General features: G+C 54.9%; 26 protein-coding genes and 5 tRNA genes. 21 read left to right on the top strand and 10 right to left on the bottom strand.

Features of this window, described 5'->3' with window-relative positions; translation table 11 throughout:
* Positions 1 to 228: 228 nt before the first annotated feature.
* From pheS to rnhB, 3 genes are read left to right on the top strand one after another with little or no spacing between them, the layout of a single operon-like run.
* On the top strand, positions 229 to 1,314 hold the full coding sequence (pheS, locus tag FEF65_RS12345; RefSeq protein ID WP_138240123.1) for a phenylalanine--tRNA ligase subunit alpha: 1,086 nt from the start codon (positions 229 to 231) through the stop codon (positions 1,312 to 1,314).
* The gene (gene pheT, locus FEF65_RS12340; protein WP_138240122.1) at positions 1,311 to 3,665 is read left to right on the top strand and encodes a phenylalanine--tRNA ligase subunit beta; all 2,355 of its coding nucleotides are present in this window, start codon (positions 1,311 to 1,313) and stop codon (positions 3,663 to 3,665) included. Before pheS ends, pheT begins: the two co-directional genes overlap by 4 nt.
* Positions 3,656 to 4,243 (top strand): ribonuclease HII, encoded by a 588-nt coding sequence (gene rnhB, locus FEF65_RS12335; protein ID WP_420813997.1) that lies wholly within the window; start codon positions 3,656 to 3,658, stop codon positions 4,241 to 4,243. The genes pheT and rnhB overlap by 10 nt, the downstream gene beginning before the upstream one ends.
* Positions 4,244 to 4,313: 70 nt before the next feature.
* Here the strand turns inward: rnhB and hslU are convergent, their stop codons facing one another.
* Together hslU and hslV are read right to left on the bottom strand one after the other, a co-directional pair.
* Positions 4,314 to 5,645 (bottom strand): ATP-dependent protease ATPase subunit HslU, encoded by a 1,332-nt coding sequence (hslU, locus tag FEF65_RS12330; protein WP_138240136.1) that lies wholly within the window; start codon positions 5,643 to 5,645, stop codon positions 4,314 to 4,316.
* Positions 5,646 to 5,653: 8 nt separating this feature from the next.
* Positions 5,654 to 6,211, bottom strand: a complete 558-nt coding sequence (gene hslV / locus FEF65_RS12325; RefSeq protein WP_274595097.1) for an ATP-dependent protease subunit HslV — start codon at positions 6,209 to 6,211, stop codon at positions 5,654 to 5,656.
* Between the two features lie 162 nt (positions 6,212 to 6,373).
* Between hslV and FEF65_RS12320 the strand changes: the two genes are divergently transcribed.
* The 4 genes from FEF65_RS12320 to FEF65_RS12305 all read left to right on the top strand — a co-directional run bounded on the left by FEF65_RS12320 (position 6,374) and on the right by FEF65_RS12305 (position 6,771).
* Positions 6,374 to 6,450, top strand: a tRNA-Pro gene (locus FEF65_RS12320).
* Between the two features lie 32 nt (positions 6,451 to 6,482).
* Positions 6,483 to 6,559, top strand: a tRNA-Arg gene (locus FEF65_RS12315).
* Positions 6,560 to 6,578: 19 nt separating this feature from the next.
* A tRNA-His gene (locus FEF65_RS12310) sits at positions 6,579 to 6,653 on the top strand.
* A gap of 42 nt (positions 6,654 to 6,695) precedes the next feature.
* Positions 6,696 to 6,771 (top strand) — tRNA-Lys (locus FEF65_RS12305).
* Positions 6,772 to 6,932: 161 nt separating this feature from the next.
* Here the strand turns inward: FEF65_RS12305 and FEF65_RS12300 are convergent.
* The 4 genes from FEF65_RS12300 to FEF65_RS12285 all read right to left on the bottom strand — a co-directional run bounded on the left by FEF65_RS12300 (position 6,933) and on the right by FEF65_RS12285 (position 10,933).
* A complete protein-coding gene (locus tag FEF65_RS12300) occupies positions 6,933 to 7,508 on the bottom strand; it encodes a superoxide dismutase (RefSeq protein WP_138240121.1) in 576 nt (191 codons plus the stop codon).
* A 158-nt stretch (positions 7,509 to 7,666) separates the two neighbouring features.
* On the bottom strand, positions 7,667 to 8,839 hold the full coding sequence (gene hemW / locus FEF65_RS12295) for a radical SAM family heme chaperone HemW (RefSeq protein WP_238701390.1): 1,173 nt from the start codon (positions 8,837 to 8,839) through the stop codon (positions 7,667 to 7,669).
* 4 nt (positions 8,840 to 8,843) lie between these two features.
* Positions 8,844 to 10,367, bottom strand: coding sequence for an Rne/Rng family ribonuclease (locus tag FEF65_RS12290; RefSeq protein ID WP_138240120.1), 1,524 nt, complete (start codon positions 10,365 to 10,367; stop codon positions 8,844 to 8,846).
* Entirely contained in the window at positions 10,364 to 10,933 is a 570-nt protein-coding gene (locus tag FEF65_RS12285; protein ID WP_138240119.1) for a Maf family protein, read from the bottom strand. The genes FEF65_RS12290 and FEF65_RS12285 overlap by 4 nt, the downstream gene beginning before the upstream one ends.
* A gap of 122 nt (positions 10,934 to 11,055) precedes the next feature.
* Here FEF65_RS12285 and FEF65_RS12280 point away from each other — a divergent pair, with 122 nt between their 5' ends.
* The 8 genes from FEF65_RS12280 to FEF65_RS12245 all read left to right on the top strand — a co-directional run bounded on the left by FEF65_RS12280 (position 11,056) and on the right by FEF65_RS12245 (position 15,667).
* Entirely contained in the window at positions 11,056 to 12,045 is a 990-nt protein-coding gene (locus FEF65_RS12280; RefSeq protein ID WP_238701389.1) for a polyprenyl synthetase family protein, read from the top strand.
* Positions 12,046 to 12,146: 101 nt separating this feature from the next.
* Positions 12,147 to 12,220, top strand: a tRNA-Gln gene (locus FEF65_RS12275).
* 120 nt (positions 12,221 to 12,340) lie between these two features.
* Complete coding sequence (locus FEF65_RS12270; RefSeq protein WP_138240118.1) at positions 12,341 to 12,703, top strand: hypothetical protein; 363 nt, start codon at positions 12,341 to 12,343, stop codon at positions 12,701 to 12,703.
* Entirely contained in the window at positions 12,675 to 12,980 is a 306-nt protein-coding gene (locus FEF65_RS12265) for a hypothetical protein (protein ID WP_138240117.1), read from the top strand. Before FEF65_RS12270 ends, FEF65_RS12265 begins: the two co-directional genes overlap by 29 nt.
* Positions 12,980 to 14,101 (top strand): glutathionylspermidine synthase family protein, encoded by a 1,122-nt coding sequence (locus tag FEF65_RS12260; protein WP_138240116.1) that lies wholly within the window; start codon positions 12,980 to 12,982, stop codon positions 14,099 to 14,101. The genes FEF65_RS12265 and FEF65_RS12260 overlap by 1 nt, the downstream gene beginning before the upstream one ends.
* Before the next feature lie 12 nt (positions 14,102 to 14,113).
* The gene (locus FEF65_RS12255) at positions 14,114 to 14,530 is read left to right on the top strand and encodes a DUF350 domain-containing protein (RefSeq protein ID WP_138240115.1); all 417 of its coding nucleotides are present in this window, start codon (positions 14,114 to 14,116) and stop codon (positions 14,528 to 14,530) included.
* A 98-nt stretch (positions 14,531 to 14,628) separates the two neighbouring features.
* Positions 14,629 to 14,829, top strand: a complete 201-nt coding sequence (locus tag FEF65_RS12250; RefSeq protein WP_138240114.1) for an NAD(P)-dependent oxidoreductase — start codon at positions 14,629 to 14,631, stop codon at positions 14,827 to 14,829.
* A gap of 409 nt (positions 14,830 to 15,238) precedes the next feature.
* A complete protein-coding gene (locus FEF65_RS12245) occupies positions 15,239 to 15,667 on the top strand; it encodes a PilZ domain-containing protein (RefSeq protein ID WP_138240113.1) in 429 nt (142 codons plus the stop codon).
* 104 nt (positions 15,668 to 15,771) lie between these two features.
* Here the strand turns inward: FEF65_RS12245 and FEF65_RS12240 are convergent, their stop codons facing one another.
* From FEF65_RS12240 to FEF65_RS12230, 3 genes are all read right to left on the bottom strand, one after another.
* The gene (locus tag FEF65_RS12240; protein WP_138240112.1) at positions 15,772 to 16,095 is read right to left on the bottom strand and encodes a hypothetical protein; all 324 of its coding nucleotides are present in this window, start codon (positions 16,093 to 16,095) and stop codon (positions 15,772 to 15,774) included.
* A 97-nt stretch (positions 16,096 to 16,192) separates the two neighbouring features.
* Positions 16,193 to 17,662, bottom strand: a complete 1,470-nt coding sequence (locus tag FEF65_RS12235) for a hypothetical protein (RefSeq protein WP_138240111.1) — start codon at positions 17,660 to 17,662, stop codon at positions 16,193 to 16,195.
* A 133-nt stretch (positions 17,663 to 17,795) separates the two neighbouring features.
* Positions 17,796 to 18,272 (bottom strand): Rrf2 family transcriptional regulator, encoded by a 477-nt coding sequence (locus tag FEF65_RS12230; RefSeq protein ID WP_138240110.1) that lies wholly within the window; start codon positions 18,270 to 18,272, stop codon positions 17,796 to 17,798.
* Between the two features lie 103 nt (positions 18,273 to 18,375).
* On the opposite strand from FEF65_RS12230, the gene FEF65_RS12225 reads away from it, so the two are divergent.
* The 5 genes from FEF65_RS12225 (at position 18,376) to FEF65_RS12205 (ending at position 22,527) form a co-directional block, all read left to right on the top strand.
* Entirely contained in the window at positions 18,376 to 18,741 is a 366-nt protein-coding gene (locus FEF65_RS12225) for a group I truncated hemoglobin (RefSeq protein ID WP_138240109.1), read from the top strand.
* Positions 18,742 to 18,804: 63 nt separating this feature from the next.
* Complete coding sequence (locus FEF65_RS12220; protein WP_420813996.1) at positions 18,805 to 19,242, top strand: group I truncated hemoglobin; 438 nt, start codon at positions 18,805 to 18,807, stop codon at positions 19,240 to 19,242.
* A gap of 91 nt (positions 19,243 to 19,333) precedes the next feature.
* Positions 19,334 to 20,302 (top strand): FAD-binding oxidoreductase, encoded by a 969-nt coding sequence (locus FEF65_RS12215; RefSeq protein WP_138240107.1) that lies wholly within the window; start codon positions 19,334 to 19,336, stop codon positions 20,300 to 20,302.
* A gap of 399 nt (positions 20,303 to 20,701) precedes the next feature.
* On the top strand, positions 20,702 to 21,688 hold the full coding sequence (locus tag FEF65_RS12210; protein ID WP_138240106.1) for a MotA/TolQ/ExbB proton channel family protein: 987 nt from the start codon (positions 20,702 to 20,704) through the stop codon (positions 21,686 to 21,688).
* A 62-nt stretch (positions 21,689 to 21,750) separates the two neighbouring features.
* The gene (locus tag FEF65_RS12205; protein ID WP_238701388.1) at positions 21,751 to 22,527 is read left to right on the top strand and encodes a hypothetical protein; all 777 of its coding nucleotides are present in this window, start codon (positions 21,751 to 21,753) and stop codon (positions 22,525 to 22,527) included.
* A gap of 458 nt (positions 22,528 to 22,985) precedes the next feature.
* Here FEF65_RS12205 and FEF65_RS12200 read toward each other — a convergent pair whose 3' ends face one another.
* Positions 22,986 to 23,519, bottom strand: a complete 534-nt coding sequence (locus FEF65_RS12200; RefSeq protein ID WP_138240104.1) for a YIP1 family protein — start codon at positions 23,517 to 23,519, stop codon at positions 22,986 to 22,988.
* A gap of 145 nt (positions 23,520 to 23,664) precedes the next feature.
* On the opposite strand from FEF65_RS12200, the gene FEF65_RS12195 reads away from it, so the two are divergent.
* Entirely contained in the window at positions 23,665 to 24,321 is a 657-nt protein-coding gene (locus FEF65_RS12195) for an HAD-IA family hydrolase (protein WP_138240103.1), read from the top strand.
* The last annotated feature ends 20 nt before the right edge of the window (positions 24,322 to 24,341 follow it).

The raw sequence follows: 24,341 nt of genomic DNA, 5'->3' as shown, positions 1-24,341 counted from the left end.
GCCGGTGATCGGGCCGTTGACAGTGGGAATGAAATCGAAGGCAGGGCTGTTCGCAGTCCTGCCTTTTGTTTTTCACCGCAGAGTACGCAGAGTTACGCAGGGGAAGATACAGGGACAATCCAGGTGTAAGTGTGAAACATTCTGTTTTAACCGCTGCACCTCTTATTATCGATTTGGTTTTACTCTGCGTAACTCTGTGTTCTCCGCGGTAATTAAAGGGGTTTGATGATGAGCGAAATTGATGCGTTGAAGGTTCAGCTTGAGTCACTGCAGTCAGAGGCCCTGGCCGCCTTTGCTGCAGCAGAAAATCCGGCTGCATTGCAGCAGCTTCGTGTGCACTATCTGGGCAAGAAAGGTGCACTGACAGAGGTGCTTAAGGGCGTGGGGCGGTTGCCTCCCGAGGCGCGGCCGGTGATCGGGCAGTATGTGAATGATACCAAGGCCGTACTTGCCGGGGCACTTGAGCGGGGTGAAGCCGAGCTTGCCGTCAGGGCCAAGGCGATTCGTATACAGGCTGAGCGCATTGATATCACCCTGCCGGGGCGAAAGGCCGCTGCCGGCGGATTGCATCCGGTTCAGCAGGGGCTCGATGAGATGACGGAAATCTTCTCGCAAATGGGTTTTGCCATTGCGGAAGGCCCGGAAATCGAGGATGAATTTCACAACTTTGATGCACTGAATATTCCTCCGGAACATCCTGCCCGTGCGATGCACGATACATTCTTTATCAAGGATATGCTCAATGAGGCAGGAACCGAGCCGATGCTGCTGCGGACTCATACCTCGCCGGTACAAATTCGTGCAATGAAGCGTTTTCTGAGTGAATCCGGTGAGCCGCCGCTGGCTGTAGTGGCCCCCGGTCGTGTTTACCGCTGTGATTACGATGTCACCCACTCGCCGATGTTTCACCAGGTTGAGGTGTTCAAGGTGGATCGCAACGTCTCCATGGCACACCTGAAAGGCGTGCTGCGCCATTTTCTGTCCGCCTATTTTGAGAAGGATGTCGGGATCCGCCTGCGTCCGCACTATTTCCCGTTTACCGAGCCGTCCGCTGAAGTGGATATCAGCTGTGTCTTCTGTGCCTCCAAAGGCTGTCGCATCTGCAAGGGGAGCGGCTGGATCGAGGTGCTCGGCTCGGGAATGATTCATCCGAATGTATTGCGCGCAGTTGGCATTGATTCGAGCGAGTTCTCCGGCTTCGCATTCGGTCTTGGCGTGGAGCGGCTGGTAATGCTCAAGCAGGGCATTCCTGACCTGCGACTGTTTTTTGAAAATGATGTGCGTTTCCTGCGCAAGATGGGGGGTACCCGATGAAGATTCCGTTTTCATGGCTGAAGGCCTATGTGCCGCTGACTTCAACGCCGGAACAGATTGCTGCGGATCTGGTTCGTCTCGGACACGAGGTTGAGGGTGTTGAGCTGCCACGTGCAGGCGTAAAAGGGGTCAGGGTTGGCCTGATTCTGTCGAAGCGCCCCCATCCCGATGCCGACAAGCTGAGTTTGCTGCAGCTGGATATTGGCGAGGCAGAGCCGCTGGCCATTGTTTGCGGTGCCTCCAACATGGGTGAAGGCGACAAGGTGCCTGTCGCTACTATCGGTACCAGTCTGCCGAATGGCTTGAAAATCAAGAAGGGCAAGATTCGTGGCGAAACAAGCTGTGGTATGTGTTGCTCAGAGACAGAGCTCGGTCTTGCCGAGGATGCATCCGGCCTGCTGATTCTGCCGGCAGATGCGCCGGTTGGTATGGAAGTGGGTGAATTCCTGGCACTTGAGGAGGCAGTCTTCGATCTGTCGATTACTCCGAACCGTGGCGACTGCATGAATGCCCGTGGTCTGGCGCGTGATCTGGCTGCCGATGCCGGCTTGCCGTTTACCGATGTGGTTCAGGCCGATGTGGTGACAAGTGCTGACGTGGTGGCTCCTGTGGTGGCTGTCGCTGCCGGAGAGGATTGCCCAGTCTATCTGGCCAGAAGAATTGATGGTGTGAAGGTGACGGATTCACCAGCCTGGATGCAGGCTGCACTGTTGATGGCAGGCATGCGACCGGTCAATGGTATTGTCGACGTGCTTAACTATCTGATGCTGACCATGGGCCAGCCGATGCATGCCTTTGACGCCGATTGTCTTGCCGGTGATGTGTCTGTCCGGACGGCAAACGATGGCGAGCCATTTGCCGCGCTTGACGGGCGTAACCTTTCACTGCGTGCCGGTGATCTGGTGGTCAGTGATGCAAACGGTGTGCTGGCTTTGGCCGGTATTATGGGCTCACTGCCATCCGGTGTGACGGATCAGACTGTGAATATCATGCTGGAGTCCGCCTTTTTCCGTCCGGCCAGAATCAGTGAGACGCGCCGCAGTTATGCCATGGTCTCCGAGGCATCCATGCGTTTTGAGCGCGGTGTTGACCCGTTGATGGTTGCTGTGGCGATGAATCAGGCAACGGCCATGATTTGTGATCTTTACGGCGGTGTGGCCGGAGCGGTGACGGCCTGTGGTGATGCCGCAGCGGTCAATGCAGGTGTCGAGGTTCATTGCCGAATTTCCCGTATTGAATCCCGCCTCGGTATTACCATTCCACCTGCTACGGATGAAGTGCTGGCACGTATGGGCTTTGGTATTTCGCGCCAGGATGACCAGCTGCATGTGGTTGTCCCTCCATTCAGGCACGATATTTCGATTCCTGAGGATCTCTCCGAAGAGTATGCACGTGTGATCGGCTTTGATGCAATTCCGGCCATTCTGCCGCCACTGGCAGCCACGATGCCGGTGCAGAAATCCCGCTTTATTCACGATGCGGTTGCCGGCGGATTTTTGCAGGTGGTCAGTTATGCGTTTATTTCTGCTGATGAACAGCGTCTGTTCGTGGCGGATGATGGAATGGATATTGCACTGGCCAATCCGATTTCTGATGCCATGAGTGTGATGCGTCGCTCTGCCTGGCCGGGTCTGTTGAATGTGGCACGCCATAACCTCAATCGTCAGCAGCCCGGTGTGGCACTGGTAGAGCAGGGCCGCACCTATGCGCGCAGCGATCGCGGGCATGATGAAAACAGTGTGCTGGCCTGGCTGGTGACTGGTGAGATGGAGCAGGACGAGTGGTATGGCACAGCGCGCAGCGCCGACTTTTTCGATCTGAAGGGTGCGGTGGAAGCATGGTTGTCGGTTCGCGGTTTGAGCGGGCGCTTTGTTGCGGATGATGCCATTCAGGGCTTGCAGGCCGGACAGAGTGCAAAAATTCTGGTTGGGCGTTCCGAAGTCGGCCGGATTGGCCGGGTGGATGCGGATATTGCGGCGCGTTTTGATATCGATGCGCCGGTCTTTGTTGCCGAGATGGCGCTGGATCTGCTTCCTGCAGCAAAACCGGCGAAATTTGCCCCGCTACCGGAGTTTCCGGGTGTTGAGCGTGATCTGGTCTTCCTGTTTGAGCGGGGATGCAGCTCTGATGCGATTCTCGATGCGGTCCGCAGTGCTGCCGGCAAGTTGCTGACAGAAGCCCGTATTTTCGATCTGTATGATGGTAAGGGTGTACCGGACGGCAAGGTCAGTCTCGGTATCCGCTTTGTCTTGCAGGACGGCAGTCGTACGCTGACCCAGGAAGATTCCGATGCTGCGTCCACAGCGATTATTGCCGCCATGCAGAAGCGTTTTGACGCACCATTGCGTTGATCGGTGAGGGCTCTTGTCTGCTGACGGCAGGCGTGGATGAGGTAGGGCGCGGTCCGCTGGCCGGTCCGGTGGTGACAGCGGCGGTCATCCTGTCGCCGGATGATCCGTGGCTGGGACGCTATCGGGACTCGAAAAAGGTGGCCGAAGCGAAGCGGCTGCGCCTCTATCATCATATTCGCCGTAATGCGCTCTCCTGTTCGGTTGCCATGGCAAGTGTGGAGGAAATTGACCGCCTCAATATCCTGCATGCAACGATGCTGGCGATGCGCCGGGCTGTGGAGGGATTAACGCTGCAGCCGGATAAGGTGATGGTGGATGGCAATCGCCTGCCGGATCTTGCTGTGCCCGCAGAGGCGGTGATTGGTGGAGATGACAAGGTGCAGCAGATCGCTGCTGCCTCAATTGTTGCCAAGGTGGTGCGTGATCGCATGATGGCCATGCTGGATGTGCAGTTTCCCGGCTTTGGCTTTGCAAAGCACAAGGGCTATGGCACGAAGGTGCATATGGATGCCCTGCGCGAATATGGCCCGACGCCGGTGCACCGGCGCTCGTTTGCACCGGTGGCCAAACTGCTCTGATCCTTGATGGTTTAAGCGTGTCATGCTGCGGCGGCGGAATCAATGTTCCGCCGCCGCATGCCAGTCCCCGTTACAGGATATATCTGGAAAGATCCTCATCGGCGCTGATTTCATCGAGCTGACTGCGTACAAAGGCCGCATTCACCTCGACCGACTCGCCGTCGCGTTCTGAGGCATTAAAGCTGATATCCTCCAGTACCCGTTCCAGCAGTGTGTGCAGGCGACGGGCGCCGATGTTCTCGGTTTTTGCATTCACGAGTACAGCAATGCGGGCCATTTCAGCAATGCCGTCATCGCTATACGAGATGGTGACATTTTCCGCCTTCAGCAGTGCGGCATATTGCCGGGTCAGGGACGATTCCGGTTCCACCAGGATGCGGCGGAATTCATCCTCGCCGAGTGCTGTCAGATTGACCCGGATGGGGAAGCGCCCCTGTAGCTCGGGAATCAGATCCGATGGCTTGGCCAGATGGAAGGCGCCGGATGCAATAAACAGGATATGATCTGTTTTCAGGTGGCCATAGCGGGTGCTGACGGTGGTACCTTCCACCAGTGGCAACAGGTCACGTTGTACGCCTTCACGCGATACATCGCCGCCGGTGCCGCCGCGATGGGTGATTTTGTCCATTTCATCGAGAAAAACGATACCATCGTTTTCAGCCCGTTTAATGGCCTCATCCTTGATCGCTTCCTGATCAATGAGCCGGTCGGCCTCCTGCTGCTGAATCACCTTCATTGCATCAGCCACATTCATGCGCTTGGACTGTTTCTGCTTGCCCATGATGCTGCCGAGCATGTCCTGCAGATCCATGCCTTCGTTACCCTGATTGGAGAAGACCTGCATGGCAGGCATGTGGGTCGGTGCCTGATCCACCTCAATTTCAACCTGTCTGTTATCAAGTTCGCCAAGACGGAGTTTGTGGCGCATTTTTTCACGTGAGTCGCTGCTGGTGCCGTTGTTGCCGCTGCTGGCGACAGGGCCGTTTGCATTGACCGGATGCGGAATAAGGATGTCGAGCAGACGATCCTCTGCCATTTTCTCAGCCCGTGTCTGTACGCGGGCAAGATGCTCTTCGCGGATCATCTTGATGGATGTATCAACCAGATCACGGATGATGGTTTCAACATCGCGTCCGACATAGCCCACTTCGGTGAATTTGGTCGCTTCCACCTTGATAAACGGAGCATTGGCCAGGCGGGCCAGACGTCGTGCGATCTCTGTTTTGCCGACACCTGTGGGGCCGATCATCAGAATGTTTTTCGGGGTGATCTCCTCACGCATGGGGGAGGGGACCTGCTGGCGGCGCCAGCGATTGCGCAGGGCAATCGCTACAGCCCGCTTGGCATCGTTCTGGCCGACGATATAGCGGTCCAGTTCGGAAATGATCTCACGTGGTGTCATCGTCTGGCTCACGCCTGATTCTCCTCTGGAATGGATTTGATCGTGATATTGCTGTTGGTGTAAATGCAGATGTTCGCGGCAATCAGCATCGCTTCCCGGGCGATTTCGATGGCGCGCAACTCGCTGTGATGGAGCAGGGCGGTAGCCGCAGCCTTGGCATAGGCACCACCGGAGCCGATCGCAGCAACGCCATCATCCGGCTCCAGTACATCGCCATTGCCGGAAATGATCAGGGTATGGGTGGCATCGGCCACAATCATCATTGCCTCAAGCTGGCGCAGGTATTTATCGGTGCGCCACTCCTTGGCCAGGCCGACAGCCGCGCGCAGCAGATTGCCGGCATGCTCATCCAGTTTGGCCTCAAAGCGCTCAAAGAGGTTCATGGCATCAGCAGTGGAGCCGGCGAAGCCGGTCAGAATGGCACCATCACGAATGGAGCGGACTTTACGACCACCATGTTTGACGACGGTATCTCCGAGCGTGACCTGGCCATCACCGCCGATGGCGACCTCATTGTTTTTGCGGACACAGCAGATCGTTGTGCCCCGCATTGAAATTCCAGCCATTCCTTACCTCTCATGCCTTGTCTGCAGAAGAGAATACTAGCGGTGAAATGCGCGCCTGCCACTGTTGATGCAACAGATTTTGTTGATCGAAAAAATAGTTGTTGACGAATGGTTTCGGGATTACTAATGTTCGCCGCCTTCACACAGGGCCGTTGATGATAACGGGGCGTAGCGCAGCCTGGTAGCGCATCTGGTTTGGGACCAGAGGGTCGGGAGTTCGAATCTCTCCGCCCCGACCATCAGCCTTATGTGATTGTGATGCGACTGGCGAGCGTCTGTAGCTCAACCGGATAGAGCAACGGCCTTCTAAGCCGTAGGTTGCAGGTTCGATTCCTGCCAGGCGCGCCATACAACAAACATAATTACGGTGGACGTAGTTCAATGGTAGAGCCCCGGCTTGTGGTGCCGGTTGTTGTGGGTTCGAATCCCATCGTCCACCCCAGTTGCAATGATGCGATGATTCAATATGATTCGCCTCCTGCATGGGCCGTTAGCTCAGTTGGTAGAGCAGCTGACTCTTAATCAGCGGGCCGTTGGTTCGAGTCCAACACGGCCCACCATGCATAGCCCTTACGGGCGCAACGATAAAAAGGAGTCCTTCGGGGCTCCTTTTTTCGTTTTTTCCATGCGTGAGGAAACGCTCATTTCTTTGTGCTCGATGGTTCGCCATCCCCCGGCCGGATTCGTCGATGGTCAGTCTGTATGCCTGCGCAGGCTGTATTTACAGTCTGGAGGCAACAAAGTCCCAGCTTACAATGTGCCAGAATGCATCGAGATAGGCCGCTCTGGCGTTCCGGTAGTCAATATAATAGGCATGTTCCCATACATCGCAGGTGAGCAGTGGTGTCTGCTTGCCGGTCATTGGGTTGCCTGCATTGCCCGTATTGACGATGGCCAGTGCGCCGGCACTGTCTTTGACCAGCCAGGTCCAGCCTGAGCCGAAGTTGGTCAGGGCGGCGGTGGTGAATTGCTGTTTAAATGCTTCAAACGAGCCGAAGGTTGCATCGATCTGTTCGGCTAATGGCCCGTCCGGCTCCTGTCCTCCCTCGGGAGAGAGGCACTGCCAGTAGAAGCTGTGGTTCCATACCTGTGCTGCATTATTGAATATGCCACCTGAGGCGGTGCAGATCAGCTCCTCAAGGGACAGCCCGGCCGAGTCACTGTTCGCCAACAGGTTGTTAAGATTGGTGACATAAGTCTGATGGTGTTTGCCATAATGGTAGTTGAGTGTCTCTTCAGATATATAGGGGGCGAGTGCATTGCGGGCATAAGGCAGTTCAGGCAGTTCGAATGGCATGATTTACTCCTTTGTCAGTCTGATTTCAGAGTGTTTTACTCTGCTATTGCATTGTAGACTGAAATTTCCGGTTCACCACCGGACGATACGGGTGGCCGGATCAATACAGAGAGCCTGTATGAATGCTTTCGAACTTGTCTGCCTTGCAGGCAGGGGGGCTATAGTACGCTGGCAGCGATAGAGTCGGCCAGCGGCAGGCCGGCCTGTGTCAGGGCAATGGCGTCGTCGCTAATGGTCAGCATTTGTTGTTGCAGCCATGGCTCAAGCTCGCCGGCAAAGTGGCTGGCCGCATCGATGCCGAATCGCTCCCTGAATGCTCTCCGGTCAAGTCCGTCACTTCGGCGCAGCGCCAGCCAGCAGGCTTCGCCGGCTGCCTCATCGATGGTCAGTGTTTCGCTGCTGTTGATTGCATCTGTATGGTTGATTGCCCGTTCCATATAGCGCTCGGGGGTACGGATGTTGCTATAGCGTGTGATACCGCCATCGGATGTGTTCCATTTGCCGGCGGCACCGGCGCCGATGCCGATATAATCGTCATATTGCCAGTAGCCATCGTTGTGGCGGCATTTAAGTTGCGGGCGCGAGAAATTGGAGATCTCGTAGGCGAGGTATCCTGCTCTGGCCAGGTGCTCTCTTGTGGCATACAGCATCGCCAGAGCCAGTGCATCATCCGGCAGCGGGCAGGCTTGTTGGGCATGCCTTGCTGCCAGGGCGGTATGGGCCTCTACCGTCAGCTGATAGCAGGAGATGTGTTCCGGTTTCAGTTTCAGTGCCATATGCAGGGTTTCAAGCCAGTGCTCGAGCGTCTGCTCAGGCAGGCCGAACATCAGGTCGATGCTGATATTATCAAAACCGGCTGTGCGGGCCATCTGGAATGCGTGGATGGCCTCATCGCTGTTGTGGATGCGTTCAAGCCAGCGCAACATCGTATTGTCGAGGCTTTGCACCCCGATGGAGAGGCGGTTGATGCCTGCCTGTCGATAGCCCCTGAATCGTTCGGCATCGGCGCTGCCCGGATTGCTTTCGAGTGTAATTTCTGTCTGGCTGTCTGTGCCGAACAGCTGCTTTGCCTCTGCAATGACGGCTGCGATTAATGAGGCCGGTGCCAGTGACGGGGTGCCGCCACCGAAAAAAACCGAGGCCAGTTTGCGCCCCCGAAAAGCCGGATGCTCAGCCCAGTGGCCAAGCTCCTGCAGCAATGCCTGTTGATAGCTCTGCCAGGGTGGCTCATGGCGCACGTGTGAGTTGAAATCACAGTAGTGGCATTTATGTACACAGAACGGGATGTGCACATACAGCCGCAGTGGTGTCGACAGATTCAGGGTGCTCACCTGATTACTGCAGTACCACTTCGTAATGGTCGGGGGAAAAGCTGTCGTCGCTCTTCAAAGAGATCTGTTTGCTCAGGAAGCCCTCCAGCTGCAGGACCCCCTCATTTTCTTCGCCCAATAAAAGGTCAATAATGGACGGGTGGGCGATCACCATCAGTTTCTCGCATGGATAGGCGCGCGCTTCCGCCACCACCTCCCGGAATAGCTGATAGCAGATGGTGGTCGGACTTTTGGCCAGGCCAATGCCGCAGCAGCGATCGCACTCCTTCATCAGCATGCGACCGAGGGAGTCGCGCGTCCGTTTCCGGGTCATTTCAACCAGTCCGAGTTCGGATAGCTGTACGATATGGGTTTTTGCCTTGTCGCGTTTGAGCGCTTCGGCAAGGACCTCCATCAGTCGCTGTTTGTTTTCCTCTTCCTGCATATCGATGAAGTCGACCACAATAATGCCGCCCAGATTGCGCAGGCGCAGCTGGTGAACGATTTCGTGCACGGCCTCAAGATTCGTTTTAAAGCCTGTTTCTTCCATGTTGCGGGAGCCGACGAAAGAGCCGGAGTTTACATCGATCGCAATCAGCGCTTCGGTCTGGTCGATGACAATGTGGCCGCCGGATTTCAGTTTCACCCGGCGCTTGAGGGCGCTCTCAATGGCATCTTCCACGCCATAGACATCGAAGATCGGTCTCTCTCCCGGGTAGTAGTAAAGTTTCTTCGCGACCTCCGGCATGAAGCGACGCGCAAACTTCTTCATGCTTTCATAGGCTTCTCTTGAGTCGATGTGGATTTTTTCAACCTCTTCATCGACATAGTCACGCATCACGCGCAGGTAGAGGTTCAGCTCCTTGTGAATCAGTGTGCCGAGAGCTGCATTTTTGCTTCGCTTTTCAATGTCGTTCCATAGACGGAGCAGGTAATCGAGGTCCTGCTGAATTTCGTCGGCAGCCTTGCCTTCGGCGACCGTGCGAATGATCAGCCCCCCCTTTGCCGGAGCGATGGCGTGGGCGATAGCGAGCAGTCGTTCCCGTTCGGCCGGATCTTCGAGGCGGCGGGCAATGCCGGTATGTTCAAGGTAGGGCAGATAGACCAGGTAGCGGCCGGCCAGTCCGATCTGGCTGGTCAGGCGGGGGCCTTTGGAGGCGATCGGTTCACGGGACACCTGAACCATCAATTCCTGACCATCTCTTAACAGGTTGGCAATCGGTGGTGCATTGCGGCGGGGCTGACTGGAGGCGGCGGCCTCTTCAGAGCTTTCCCCCTCTTCACCATGTTCCATTTCATCCGACAGATAGGCGCCGCCGCCATGTTTTGAGGTGGCAATATCTCCGGCATAAAGAAAGCCGGCCTTATCCATGCCGATATCCACAAAAGCGGCCTGAATACCCGGGAGTACGCGCTGTACACGGGCTTTATAAATATTGCCCTTCAGCCCCCGTTCACGCTCGATGTAGATCTCTTCCGCCTGTCCGTTTTCAATGCGTGCGACGCGGGTTTCAAAAGGGGTGACATTGACCAGTAAGTCCACGCTCATTGATCTGGCTCCATTGCTTTAATCTGTTGGATTAAACGGATTGTTGTTTGTACAGGGAGGCCGATGACATTATCCAGTGGTCCGTCAATGGCTTCGATAAAGCTCGCGGCACCGCCTTGCACGGCATAGCCACCAGCCTTATCAAGGATTTCGTTGTGCAGCAGGTAGGTGCTGATTTCATCCGTATCCAGCTGGCGGAAACGAACACGGGTGGTGACCTGTTCACACAGCATATTCTCCCCCAGTCGAACAGCGACACCGGTAATGACCTCGTGGGTGTTGCCTGACAGCTCCTCCAGCATGGCCCGTGCATGGTCAAGATCGGCCGGCTGACCGAAGGCCCGGCCATGAATGGCGACCAGTGTATCGGCGGCAATGATCGGAATATGGGCGGCACCCTTGCACGATCGTGCCTTGTCGCGGCAGAGGCGGGTGACTGTTTCACTGACCGATTCACCGGGCAGAATTGATTCATCAATATGTTGAGGCTGAACCTCAATCGCCATGCCTGCGCTTTGCAACAGGGTCAGGCGGCGGGGGGATTGGGATGCGAGGATGACTTCCATGCGGCTATATTAGGGAATTGCCGTGTAAATGCATCCGGTAACTGTGAAGGTGCAGATTTCACTGCGGAGTGGTATTGTCAAATGCTTGACGACACGCCGTGTGTGTCTACGATGCTCGACCCGTGAGCCATTCAATGAAATCATCACTGCAACGTGCAGTTACACTGTGCCAGTCCGATATGGAGAGGGTGAATGCCTGCATTCATCAAAATCTCCAGTCCGATATCATGATGATTCCGGCCATCGGCCATTATATCGTCAACAGTGGTGGCAAGCGTCTCAGGCCTTTGCTCAGTTTGCTGACGGCAAAGCTGTTCGGCTATGAGGGTGACCGCCATATCCCCTTGTCTGTGGTGGTGGAGTTTATCCATACCGCGTCGTTGTTGCATGATGATGTGGTGGACTCATCCGATCAGCGGCGTGGTGCTCCTTCTGCCAATGGCGTATGGGGTAATCAGGCCAGTGTGCTGGTGGGTGACTATCTGTTTTCACGTGCCTTCCAGATGATGGTTGCCGATGGTGATATGGCCATGCTCAAGCTGATGAGTGATGTCACCAATGCGCTGGCGGAAGGCGAAGTGCTGCAATTGTCTCGCACGTTCCATCTCGGCATGAACGAGGCTGAGTGCCTTGAGGTGATTGAGCGCAAAACTGCGGTGCTGTTCAAGGCGGCAACCGAGGTGGGAGCTCATGTGGCCGGGCAGTCCGCCGAAGTGGTGGCTGATATGGCCGAATATGGCATGTGTCTGGGCGTCGCCTTCCAGTTGATGGATGATGCGCTTGATTACGTGGCAGAAGCTGAGGATGCGGGTAAGCCTGTGGGGCATGACCTTGAAGAGGGCAAAATCACGCTGCCGCTTATTTTTGCCATGCAGCGCGATCCTGAGCTCGCTGTGCGTGTGGAAGAGGTTGCCGAGCGTGGTTGCTATCAAGAGGGTGATCGCGAGTGGGTGCGTGAGCGTGTTGCCGCTCAGGCCGGTGCTGACTATGCCATGCGCCGTGCACAGGATTATGCCGAGCGGGCCAAGGCATTGTTGCCAGCGCACGCAGAACCCGAGTTGCGCCTGCTGCTGGCTCAGCTGGCTGATTTTTCGGCTCATCGGCCGTACTGACAGTTTTATCTGTCTGATATTCTTTGCATTAAATGCAAAGGGATAAATTTTTATTTGACGTGGCGGTCTGATCACATTAATGTGCGCGCCACCCGCAGCACTGGGGGATCGTCTAGCGGCAGGACTACGGACTCTGACTCCGTCAACGTTGGTTCGAATCCAGCTCCCCCAGCCAAACATAATCAAGGGCTTCCGAGAGATCGGAGGCCCTTTTTCGTTTTTATCGCCCCCTCCCGGTGTCGTAATTGACCATTCATTACCATGATATTGAAGCTGGCATCGTTTCTGCCCTGTTATGGCAAATCAGTGTTCGGGGAGAGGGGATGATGAACTCCAGGCCGCTCTTCCAGGCAGGTTGCACCTGCCCGCCAGCGGAGGGCATGTCATCCATTTGGATGACATGCAATATCGTCGATTTGGTGTAATCTTTTCCGTTGTCCGGGGCGATGTTGATTTATTGCCATCCCGGCAAAAATCAGTCGGCAAAGATAAATGCGTGACAAAGAGGCAGGAAACCGATTGGACGGCCAAGGGGCGCCCGCAGGGCGATGGTATGATGTTCGAGTCATTTTATGTTTGCTTGCAAATCATCATTTGCGCGAAGAAATCGCTCGGGGTATGGGGAGATAGTGGCAAAAAAACGATTTACCAGCGATGACATTGTAGTCGTTGTCGGCATAGCCGTCATTTTTGCCATGATGTTTATTGAACAGGATGAGTGTAGCCTCGAGTACCGCAGCCTCGAAGATTGTACAAATGAGTGGCCAGGTAATCAGTGTATTCAATACCAGGGCATGTATTACGGTCCTCCGGTCGATCACTGCGAAAGCGCCGTGGGCGGTAGCAGGGGCTATCAAGGCAACGCTGAAAGCAAGAGCAAGTCGACCGGCGTCAAGCGCGGCGGCTTTGGCAGATCGGGCAGAGGCGGCTCCTGATGAATCGCATTCATATCGAGGCGCGCTCTGACTGGGTGGCTCAGGTTGAAGGGCTGGGATTCAAATTTCATAGCATCGGTGGTTGCTACTGGAACGAGGCTGCCTGCTATGTGTTCACCGAAGCCGAAATCGATCTGCTCGACGATGTGACAGCCGAGTTGCATCAGATGTGTCTCAGTGCGGTTGACCATGTTGTTGCATCGGGGCAGTACGGGCGACTTGCCATACCGGAGTGGTGTCATAGTCGCATAGAAGCATCGTGGCGGTCGGGAGAACCATCGCTATACGGGCGATTCGATTTATGCCTTGATCCGACAGGCACGCCAAGGCTGCTCGAATACAATGCCGACACCCCAACCTCGGTGTACGAAGCAAGCGTGATTCAGTGGCAATGGCTCAAGGAGCAATACCCCAAACACGATCAGTTCAACTCGATTCACGAAAAGCTCATCGAACGATGGCGCGTGGTCGCGAGGGGTGCTCCGACATTTCATTTCAGCTCAATCGGAAGTTGCGAGGAGGACTTCCTCACCACCGAATATCTGCGCGGAACGGCAGAACAGGCCGGCGTCGCTACGCGTTATCTCCCGGTTGAGCAGGTCGGTTGGTCCGAAAGTGCACGCTGCTTTGTGGATATGAACGACAAGCCGATCACCCACTGGTTCAAACTATATCCATGGGAATGGCTGATATCAGACGAATTTGGTCGCATGTTACCGGAGAGTTCGATCAATCTCGTGGAGCCCTGGTGGAAGATGATTCTGAGTAACAAGGGGATTTTGGCCATTCTATGGGAGTTGTTTCCGAATCATCCGAATCTGATTCCCTCCTATTTCACGTCATCCCGACTGGCTAACGGCTATGTACGCAAGCCGCTGCTGAGTCGGGAAGGTGCGAACATCTCCATGGTTCATGGAAAGATTATCACCAGCAGTCCGGGCGACTACGGCAAAGAGGGATGGGTGTTTCAGGAGTCAGTCATGCTGCCCGAGTTTGACGGCAATCATGCGGTTATCGGCTCGTGGATTGTCGGCGACCAGCCGGCGGGAATTGGCATCAGGGAAGACGACACGCCGATCACACGCGACACCAGCCGTTTCGTCCCGCACTATTTTATTTGAGAGGCGCATCACATGATCAAGCAGGAACTCATCAACAGCATATCCAGCATGCCGGACTTCTCTCTTTATCTGATCATGGCGTTTACGCTTTCGCTTGCGTTTATCGCCATCTATGTCCGGGTGACCCCTTACAAAGAGATGGACCTTATTCGCCAGGGAAACAGCGCGGCAGCGCTCAGTCTGGGCGGTGCGATTTTGGGCTTTGTCCTCCCGCTTTCAGCTGTCGTCAGGCACAGTGCGGGGATTGTGGATTTGGTTGCGTGGTCGGTCGTGGCGGCGCTGGTGCAGATGGCCGCCTATGCGGCTGTGCGCATCATGGTAAAAGAGCTTGCCCGAGGCATCGAGGCCAATTGCATCGGTCACGGACTGTTTCTGGGTATAGCCTCAATCGCCAGCGGTATACTCACCGCCGCATGCATTACGCCATAACAGTCGCTTTAGGCCGATAGCCTCCGGGCTATGGGGTCTTCCACCGTTATTAAAATCGCATGGAAATTGAAAGCGTGTGTCATGCGCGGGGGATGGTGGTGAAACGTTGCAGAATGAAAATCGGCATCGACGGCAGAAAAAAACGAAATGAGGCAGCAAAGGGGCAATACCGCCGATTGCTGGAATTCAATCATGGCGAACGCATGACCCGGATTGCCAGAGCCGATGTGGCCGGTTTCATCGTAAACGAATTGCTACACCCGAGTTTCCACAGACAAACGGTCAATATCAGTTATTGATTTCGTATTTATAGTCATCTCATCAAGGGTAAGGGGGCAGCGTTCTTTACTGAATGTCTGTTGCAGTCGACTGTTAGTAACCACGACATGTGACTCGCGGCCAGCTTCTGTTATTCAGAAAAAGGTACTGCTTTCTTCTCGATAGGAAGTATGACTTCAAAGCAAGCCCCTGAATGATCGCCGGGCACATAACGAACATCGCCGCGATGCTGGTGGGCAATCCAAATGGGGCCAGGCTTCGGTATTGTTGTAATTGGCCAAGGCTTTCATGTTTTATGAATGCATCTGAAAACAGACTAGGTTGGGAAACCACTCGAGGGGGGGCTGCGAGCCAGTACATGTGTATGTTTGCTGCCGGGACGCATACTCCTTTATTTCAACGGCACTGATTCGTGCTAGCTTGGCCCCTATGGGTGATGATGAGGCATACGTGATCGAGCAGTTGACCTTGCTGGCGCAGAAGTTGCCGCATGATAAGAAGCGTCAGCTGCAGGAGCTGATTGCCAGCTGGCGAGAGGATGTCAGGCGTACGCGCAGGGAGACATATACCGAGCCGGTCAGTTTCTCCTCTGCAGATGGCATTCACCAGGGATATGCCCGGGATATCAGTGCGACGGGTGTATTTATCCAGACGCCGGAGCACTTTGAGATCGGCGCCCGTATCAGTCTTGTCTTTACGTTCATCTCTGCCCCCAATCCGGTGCGCCTGCAGGGGGCAGTCGTGCGTGTAACCGATGAGGGGATCGGCGTCTGTTTTGATATTCAGGGCCCCGAGCAGCTTGCAAGGCTGGATGATATCATCAGCCAGCATGTCCTGATCATGAGGCCGTATAGTTAAGGAGATGCTGATTTACTGCCCTCCTGGCAACAATCAGTTCGCAAAGACAAACGCGCGGTTTTATCCGTGCATGTGGCTCAGGGGGGCTCCCAGGGTGGTCGCTTTTACTTTGATTCGTGATGATTTTTACGATGTAGAAAGTTAAAAAACAGTGCCAGAGCCAGACCGAATAGTCCGCCCAGCACGCCAAGTCCGCCAAATGCGGCCAGATTTCTTAGCATCGGTGGAATGCCATGTTCTGTAGCGCTGTGTGGCAGGCCATTAATCTGTGTGATGGCATAATAGAACATGATGGCGCCGACGATCATGATGGTTGCGTAGATAGTGATCTGACGCTTCCATGTACCTGTCAGCTTTTTTCGATGGCATGGATTGCAGAGCTTTTTGTTGCTGGTTGTTTCAGTTCCGCATGATGTGCATATTTTCATGATTCCCTCCTCTGTCCGGCGATCTGTTGCATGTGTGCACCGGCACGCATCTCTGCCGGTGCAGTTGTATGGTGGTCACCGGTTGCCGCTTCTTGCATCAGTTGGGCTGCTGGCCCGTGGACAGGGCTGCGTGCGGGTTCATCGGTGAGGTGCTCTTCTGATGGGTTGCCGTGTCCTCTTTCTTCTTCAATACCACGCCGCCGGGAAGCAGGGCAACGGTTTCATAGCGGTCGCTCAGAGAAGCAAAGTTACGCGCCAGGCCATGCATGTTTTCCTGTTGCGGGTTGAATGCAACATGGGTGATGCCTTTGATTTTTGCACTGAAGTCATCTCTGTCCTCACTGGTTGGAGGCAGTGGAAGCACATCCCTGCGCGTAGCCAGCAGGGTTCTGGCCGGCCACTGGCTGGCTGCGGTAAATGCATTGGCCGGGGCTGTGAGTGCCTCTTTTTCAAGTACGCTAATGAGCATATCGGTGTCGCTCTTGAGTTGCAGGCGGTCGACGTTTTTGCTGTTTTTGTCGGTAATCATTGCCGTGGTGGCAAGCAACGTAACGGCGATCAGAACGAGGCCGCGCTGTCCGCTCAGGCCGCGCCAGCCGATGCGCTCATTGAGGCGGATCAGCAGCGGTGTGCCGAGGTAGAGGGTGGTGGCCCAGAAGAGAAGAACCCAGGCATGATCGCCCTGAATAGCGCCGATCAGGCTGGCCAGCATCAGCATCAGTGTGGTGCTGTCGAGGTTGCGTTTATAGATCAGCAGGGTGGCGACAATGGCCGCAGCTCCAAGGTCAGCTACGACCAGGCCAAGGCCCCAGTTTGGCGTGTGCAGCAACGGTGTGCCCAGAATGGCATCGGCCAGCGTATCCAGGCGACCTGCGGTGACCTCCTCCATGCCATACCAGCCCCAGCGCAGCAGAAGCATCGGAATGGCGGTCAGAATCATGGCAATGATCATCCGTTTGGCCTTGCCCTGCTGCTCTTTTTCAGGCAGCCAGCGCAGGATCAGGGCCAGTGGCAGGGCCAGCCCCATCGGGTGCAGGCTGATGGCGAAGGCGCAGACCAGTATCAGCAGGAAAAACCAGCTTGGTACGGCGCGTTCGCTTTCATGCAGCAGTTGATCAAGGAAAGCCGCTGCGGCAAAAGCGGCGAGCAGGTAGACACCGCAGCCGATGGCATCGGTCTGCATCAGGGTGACAGGAGCAATAAGAAACAGTGCTGTTGCCATCATGGATGATTCACCGCTGTAGCGCGATTCACCCCACTTATAAAGCAGCAGCGCTGTGCCGAACAGGATGAACATGGTGTAAACCTTGGCCGCTGCAAGGCTGCCGACCCAGTGCATGTCGAGTGGAATAAACAGGAATGCGCGCAGGTCAGGCACACCGTAGAAGGCGACGGGGCTTGCGATCTGATGAATGATGGACCAGTTCAGCAGCAGGCTCAGGGCCGCTGCCTCCTCAATACCATAGCTGTCGTAGCGGAACAGCGCCATATACGCCCATGCAAGCAGGCAGAGGCCGGCAAGGCCAAGGTGGCGGGGGGCAAAGTGATCACGTAAGGCAGATAGCATGGTGTTGTCCTGTCAGGCAGTTATTTAATATATGTACGGAGTTACAGCTTTCGGCAGGAGCGTGCAGCCCGTGCGGAAAGCCGGAGATTGTAGTCAGGGGGGTGGGGGGTGCAACAGATGGTTGAGGCGGGGGTTAATCAGCTGTGGTGACGATCGCCTGGGTGGTGGCAGATGAGCGGGTTGAATCAAGCAGTGCAATCAGGGATTCCGGCTGCACAAGTACGTCAGCGAGCGTGTAGCTGCACAGGACATCCGTAAATGCTTTGCGGGCCTTGTAGAGGCCGTGTTTGAGAATGCATGCGGATGTAATCGGGCAGGTATTGCACTCATGGTCGAAGCACTCAAGCAGGTTCATATGGGGTTCGGTTCGCTGGATGACCGAGCCGATATTGATCTGTTCGGGTCGGAATGCCAGGACCATGCCGCCGGATTTGCCCCGGGTGGTAGTGATCCATCCATCCAGCGAAAGATTGTGCACGACCTTGACGAGGTGGTTGCGGTTGATCAGGTAGGCATCCGCAATCTCGGTAATAGTACAGCGCCGTTCCGGGAATAGTCCCAGATAAAGGAGGACGCGCAGAGAGTAGTCGGTATACTGGGTTAATTGCATGGGCATAAGATATATTATGTTGACAGCTTTTGTCCAGCTCTGATAACGTTCGTTCAATATATCCATTCAGGATATATCATTTGATCCCGGAGGAGCAACGAATATGAGCACAGTATATGAGCAACTTGGTGGTGAGGCGGCAATTAACGCAGCGGTCGATGTTTTCTATCGCAAGGTTCTTGCTGATAAGTATGTGGTTCGCTTTTTTGAAGGCGTGGACATGACCCGCCAGGCTGGCAAACAGAAAGCATTCCTGACAATGGTAACCGGCGGCCCGAACAACTACAGTGGCAAGGATATGCGTGAAGGTCACCGTCATCTGGTTGCCATGGGTCTTGATGACTCTCATTTCGATCATATTCTGTGTCATCTGCGTTCCACACTTGCCGAGCTGGGTGTTCCCCAGAATCTGATTGACACTGTGATCAGTGTGGCTGAAAGTACACGCGACGACGTACTGGACAGGTAATATCCCATGCATTTAGAGACATTTATCCCTGTATTTATCATGTTTGCCGTGTTCGGCCTGATTATGCCGACCGTATTGTCGGGGATCTCCGACAAGGGTCGTGTGACAGGCGGAGAGGCAGTTGAGCCACCGAAGAAACAGAGCCTGTTTGATCAGCTGGGTGGAAACGCAGCTGTCAATGCTGCTGTCGATATATTTTATCGTCGTGTCCTGGCTGATGCCTATGTGGTTCGCTTCTTTGAGGGTGTGGACATGGAGCGGCAGGCTGCCAAGCAGAAGGCATTTCTGACCATGGCATTCGGCGGTCCTCACAGCTATACGGGTAAAGATATGCGCGAAGGCCACAGACATTTGATTAAAATGGGGCTGAATGACTCTCATTTTGATCATATTCTGATGCATCTGCGCGCAACGCTGGCTGAACTGGGTGTACCTAATAACCTGATTCAGCAGGTGATCGCGATTGCCGAGAGCACCCGTAACGACGTACTTGACCGTTAATACGGTGGATGACAGGTCATAGGAAAGGGGGCATTTGCCCCCTTTCTGTTGATGAAGACGTTTTCGGAAACAAACCGTTCAGGAGAGATGGATGCCAATCATTCGATTTGAAGGACAGGAATATGACTGTTCGGAAGATGAAACACTGCTCGACAGTCTCGCCAGTCATGGCGTGATGTTGCCCTCGGCCTGCAAGGCAGGGGCATGTCAGACCTGTTTGACGCGTGCATTGAAAGGTAAACCATCTGCGGCCTCCCAGCAGGGCATCCGGGATACACTGGCCGCTCAGGGCTATTTTCTGGCTTGTCTTTGCAAGCCATCCGGGGATATGGAGATCGGTCTGGCAAGCGTTTCGCCCAGATATTCGGCCCGTTTGGTTGGCAAGGAGTTGCTGAATGAGTCGATTATTCGTCTGCGCCTGGAGCGTCCGGCCTCTTTTTCGTACCGTGCAGGACAGTTTGTCAACCTGACCCGGGAGGGAGATGCACTGACTCGCAGTTATTCGCTTGCCAGTATCCCGTCCGATGATTGTCTTGAGTTGCACGTCAAACGAGTGCCGGATGGCAAGATGAGTAACTGGCTGTTTGATGAGGTTGTTGTCGGTGATGAGCTCTCTTTCTTTGGCCCTTCCGGTGACTGTTTTTATATCAGTGACAGTGGTGATCAGCCATTGATGCTGGCGGGGGCCGGGACCGGGCTTGCACCGTTATATGGCATTTTGCGTGATGCGCTTGAGCAGGGGCATCGCGGACCGATCCATCTGTTTCATGCCAGTCTGGCGACGCCCGGGCTTTACCTGATGGATGAGCTCAGAGCGCTTGCTACCAGGTACGAGCAGTTCCATTACACCCCGTGTGTGCTGCACGGGGATGCGCCGGAAGGGGGTGTGCAGGGGAATATTGTTGATATTCCGGCAATGACACTGGGTTCGCTGGCTGGTTATCGTGTCTTCCTTTGCGGTGATCCACCGATCGTGAACGGCTTGCGACAGAAGTCATTCCTTGCCGGGGCATCCATGCAGGCGATCTACTCCGATCCGTTTGTCTTTACCCCGGCCTGACAAGACTGATTGACTGCTTTCCGGTTGTTTGGGGAGCCATCATTCCGGCACTTGCCATACGATATGGCCAAAGATAGTGTGCCCGGCAGAGAATTCCCGGGAGGTTTGGTAATGCATTTAGAGACATTTGTTCCTGTTTTCCTGATGTTTGTAGTGTTCGGGCTTGTTATGCCGACATTGCTTTCAGGTATGGCCGATAAGGGTCGCGTAGAATAATAAGTAAAACCGATTCATAAAAAGGCCCGGAAAGTTCGCTTTCCGGGCCTTTTTTTTGCACATTTTTGTTTACGATCCGTTATGATGGCGGCCGTTTGATGGTGTGCGCTGATTACCTGTCTTCTCAATGTGTGGGCGCGGGAGGTAAAGCGGGGTACCCATGTATGCTTCAGAGAGGGACCTATGGCTTCAAATGTAATTCAGAAATCAGCCGATCAACGTGCGCTGAGAACATTCGCCTTGTGGATGGGATGGGCTATTTCGGCATTGACCGTGTTTGCCATGATGTCACGCAAGGCCAATGTGATCGAGTTTGTCGAGAATGATCAGACCCATGTGACATGGATGATTATCGGCATGTTTGCGCTGGGTGTTTCGATCAGCTTTGTTCAGGCGATGAAGCTGACTGCCGAGTGGTTCCGCGCTTACCGTATCGAGTCGCTGATGGTAAACAGAGGCATCGCCGGAGCGGTTAAAAGTGGCAGCAATCACCTGGTCGATCGCTTTATTGATGCGGTTCATATCATTACCGAGCGCAACGGGCGCGTGGATGTCGATGCGCTCATCGATGTTGAATTTTCCTCACAGCACAGGTTGAGTCAGTTTGTCGGATTGCTGGGCAATCTGATGATTACACTCGGCTTGATTGGCACCGTGCTCGGTATGACCATTACCATGAATGGTTTGAGCGGGGCGCTCGGCTCTCTGGGGGTCGATCAGCACCTGCTGGTGGAAGGTTTGCGCAGTGCCATGAATGGTATGGGTGTAGCTTTTTATACCACCCTGATCGGCTCGGTACTGGGCGGTATTCTGCTGCGGGTGTTCTCATGGATTACCGATGCATCGGTCAATGGTTTGCAGGATCTGATGCTTCGCTCCTGTATTGTTCATGCCTCATCCGACCTTGAGCCGAGCGATGACCGTAATATCCGGGCGCTGGATGCAAGTGTGCAGCAGCTTCAGGGGCGGGTGGAGTTGCTTAATCTTGCGCTGAAGGCGAGTCGTGAGGAGATGGGATACCTGCGCGAAGAGGCGGCAAAAATGCATCAGGAGCTCGGTGCGCTGGCCGATGATGATCCTATTCGCAAGATGGCTGGTGGCCATGCCCGCTATGCATTGAGTATCCGGCCCGGGCTGCTGACCCGTATGTTTAATCGTCGCAAGGACTGATGGCTCACATGCGCAGGCAAAGAACAAGTCAACAGGATAACTTTTACGAAATATTTTCGGATATGGCGCTGCTTATGCTGGCGGCGTTCATCTTTCTGTTTGCCCTGATTTTGATTAATGCGCAGCTGCAGGGAAGTGGCAAGGCAGAAGAGACGCAGCAGGAGATTGCCGACCTGAAGAAGAAGCTTGCCGAGGCGAAGCACGAGAATCTTGAGTTGCAGCATGAGATTAACAATCTTGCCAGCGTCAATGCGCAGGAGCAGTTGAAGAACGTCGATGCGCTGGTGAGTGGCAAGGATGTGCAGGAGAAAGTGGATCAGGTGTTGCTCTCTGCCGGCATGGCGACCGGCAAGGGGCGCAAGGATTTCGATATGTTTGTTGAAGGGCTGCGCAACCTTCCGGGTAAGGACCTTCACCTCGTTGTCGATGGGACGGGCTCGATGCACGGTGTGACCACCTTCCTGGTGCCGGTGCTGCGGCTGATTGCAATCCGCTCGGGTAAACACCTGTCAGCGGTCAGCTGGTATGCGGATCGTCGTGAAGGCACATATACGGGCAGTATGGGTGAGATGTTCGACCAGCTGATGGCCGATGCTCCGTTTGTAGGTACCGATGAGACCATCGGTCACGCTTTCAGACATATAGCTGCAGATTCACCTGTGCCCGGAGCCTACCTGCTGATCGGTGATGAGCCACCGACCGATGAAGTGCGTTATCACGAGATTCCTGCGCCTGTGTTTACCCTGCCGCTGGGAACCAGTAACGGGAATACCAAATATGCATTTCAGAAGCTGGCCGATATGACCGGTGGCAAGATGCTGGTGCTGAAGTTCCAGTAAGCACGTAGCACACCGGTTGTGGTTGATGCGTTTTCCGTTAAGGCGATACTGATGGGTGTCTCCTGATAAAATACAGCCCGCAAAGGTAAGATCGTGTTACGAATCAGGCATGCGCGCCCGATTTTTTCGCTGCATTCCGGCTGCGGCCAAGTCGCCCGGCCGGATTGTGGTGTGCGTCCGTAGTTCGCAAGGAAATGCTTGGTGAATCAGCGCTTTCCTTGCGTCATGGGATTCTGTGACGGTGATGCTGTGATATCAGTTCGCGTGCATTGAGCGGGGAATCTGTGTGTTTATTCTGCTGAATGTGTCCCGGGTGTACCTGTTGGTTGTTGGTGGGGGGCACGAGATGCATTGCTGCTATTTTCGGGGGATGCGACTGCTGTGATGCATGTTGCCGTGGTGCGGGTGAAAATCTGGCCGTGACCTCACATGCCTTGTCGGTCACGGCCAGATGCGAATTACGAAATATGAGCCATTTTCATGAGCGTAGTGGTAAGCAGTACAACTGATCCGGCCGTGAGCAGGGTTGGAATGGCAATAATCATGATGGCGGTTGCCGAAGATACACGGCAGCGATTCACCAGTGCGACCCACAGCAGGTAGAGGTTCCACAGGCCGGCAATGGCGCCGACATAGGGAATGGTCGACAGTGCCAGTGGTGCGGCTGCGTATGCGCTGATCTGGAATGCGTTGGTTGTGGTCAGTTTGCCTTTGGCGAATACACGCACGGCCCAGCCCATGTAGGTGGCCCAGAGCCAGAGGCTGATCAGTGACAGTGACCAGATGACCGGGATCATAAACAGCAGTGCCAGGCTGTAAAAAGGTACGCCGATAAAGGTGGCGAAGAAGATGACAATGGATGCAAAAAAGAACGGGTTGCTGTAGAAGGCCGCGCTTGGCAATTCGGCGAAAAACGCAGCTGGCGCGCTGAATATGTCTTTCAGGGCAGGTATCAGCGACTGCATCGGTTTGTTTTTATCGAAGTAGTTCATGCAAAAACCTCCAAGGGGATGCGCAGCCTTGCGGCAGCGATTCAAAGATGCAAGTGCATATGTGTGTGGTTGAGCCGGTTATGGCGCTGCGGCTATCGGCTTCTTTATTGTGTACAGATTTATTGTTGGCTATCAGGAGGAATATGTGAGTGGTTGTGCATCACTGATATTGTTTGATTGCGATGGAACACTGACCGACTCGCAGGGGTTGATCACGCAGGCGATGCAGCAGGCCTTTGTCACTTGCGGTCTGCCTGAGCCTGAGTCACAGGCGATTCAGAATATCACCGGGCTGTCGCTGCTGCGTGCAGTGGCCTGTTTGAGTGATGATGTGGCGCTGCACGCCTCCATTTGTGATGCCTATCGTGATCACTACCGCATGCTTGAGCATCAGGTGACGCTTTATCCGGAAGTGCGGGAGACGCTGGATGAGTTGCGGCGCCGGGGCTACTGGATGGGGGTGGTGACCGGTAAATCAAGGTCCGGGCTGCAGCGGGTGATCGAGACGTTTGAACTGGCCGACTATTTCATGGTGCTGCGTACAGCTGACTGTACCCACTCCAAGCCGCACCCGGCCATGGTACTCGAGTGTATGGATGAGATGGGGGTGCTGCCGGCGCACACGACCGTGGTAGGGGACGCTGTTTTCGATATGCAGATGGCCAGGGCGGCGGGAGTTCGCGCCATCGGCGTGTCATTCGGTGCCTCATCCGAGGAGGGGCTGCTGCACTCCGGTGCTGATGGTGTGGTGCATGCGTTTGCTCGTCTGCTTGAATATTTTCCTCCTCTGTCAGCCGGTTGAATGATTGCAAGTCAGGCCTC

The sequence above is a fragment of the Mariprofundus erugo genome, assembly GCF_005818865.1.
Taxonomy (GTDB): Bacteria; Pseudomonadota; Zetaproteobacteria; order Mariprofundales; family Mariprofundaceae; genus Mariprofundus; species Mariprofundus erugo.
Note: the sequence above shows the minus strand (reverse complement) of the source record. Positions and strands in the feature narration are given on the sequence as shown.

Excerpts from the sequence above, each read along its gene's own strand:
- FEF65_RS12210 (WP_138240106.1), top strand. The coding sequence starts at position 20,702 with ATGGCTTCAAATGTAATTCAGAAATCAGCCGATCAACGTGCGCTGAGA.
- FEF65_RS12300 (WP_138240121.1), bottom strand. The coding sequence starts at position 7,508 with ATGCCATTCGAACTGCCTGAACTGCCTTATGCCCGCAATGCACTCGCC.
- hslU (WP_138240136.1), bottom strand. The coding sequence starts at position 5,645 with ATGACACCACGTGAGATCATTTCCGAACTGGACCGCTATATCGTCGGC.
- FEF65_RS12220 (WP_420813996.1), top strand. The coding sequence starts at position 18,805 with ATGCCGACCGTATTGTCGGGGATCTCCGACAAGGGTCGTGTGACAGGC.
- FEF65_RS12245 (WP_138240113.1), top strand. The coding sequence starts at position 15,239 with ATGGGTGATGATGAGGCATACGTGATCGAGCAGTTGACCTTGCTGGCG.
- FEF65_RS12255 (WP_138240115.1), top strand. The coding sequence starts at position 14,114 with ATGATCAAGCAGGAACTCATCAACAGCATATCCAGCATGCCGGACTTC.
- FEF65_RS12270 (WP_138240118.1), top strand. The coding sequence starts at position 12,341 with ATGGCAAATCAGTGTTCGGGGAGAGGGGATGATGAACTCCAGGCCGCT.
- hslV (WP_274595097.1), bottom strand. The coding sequence starts at position 6,211 with ATGGCTGGAATTTCAATGCGGGGCACAACGATCTGCTGTGTCCGCAAA.
- FEF65_RS12260 (WP_138240116.1), top strand. The coding sequence starts at position 12,980 with ATGAATCGCATTCATATCGAGGCGCGCTCTGACTGGGTGGCTCAGGTT.
- FEF65_RS12225 (WP_138240109.1), top strand. The coding sequence starts at position 18,376 with ATGAGCACAGTATATGAGCAACTTGGTGGTGAGGCGGCAATTAACGCA.
- pheT (WP_138240122.1), top strand. The coding sequence starts at position 1,311 with ATGAAGATTCCGTTTTCATGGCTGAAGGCCTATGTGCCGCTGACTTCA.
- FEF65_RS12285 (WP_138240119.1), bottom strand. The coding sequence starts at position 10,933 with ATGGAAGTCATCCTCGCATCCCAATCCCCCCGCCGCCTGACCCTGTTG.
- pheS (WP_138240123.1), top strand. The coding sequence starts at position 229 with ATGAGCGAAATTGATGCGTTGAAGGTTCAGCTTGAGTCACTGCAGTCA.
- FEF65_RS12240 (WP_138240112.1), bottom strand. The coding sequence starts at position 16,095 with ATGAAAATATGCACATCATGCGGAACTGAAACAACCAGCAACAAAAAG.
- FEF65_RS12230 (WP_138240110.1), bottom strand. The coding sequence starts at position 18,272 with ATGCAATTAACCCAGTATACCGACTACTCTCTGCGCGTCCTCCTTTAT.
- FEF65_RS12235 (WP_138240111.1), bottom strand. The coding sequence starts at position 17,662 with ATGCTATCTGCCTTACGTGATCACTTTGCCCCCCGCCACCTTGGCCTT.
- FEF65_RS12215 (WP_138240107.1), top strand. The coding sequence starts at position 19,334 with ATGCCAATCATTCGATTTGAAGGACAGGAATATGACTGTTCGGAAGAT.
- FEF65_RS12200 (WP_138240104.1), bottom strand. The coding sequence starts at position 23,519 with ATGAACTACTTCGATAAAAACAAACCGATGCAGTCGCTGATACCTGCC.
- FEF65_RS12205 (WP_238701388.1), top strand. The coding sequence starts at position 21,751 with ATGGCGCTGCTTATGCTGGCGGCGTTCATCTTTCTGTTTGCCCTGATT.
- FEF65_RS12290 (WP_138240120.1), bottom strand. The coding sequence starts at position 10,367 with ATGAGCGTGGACTTACTGGTCAATGTCACCCCTTTTGAAACCCGCGTC.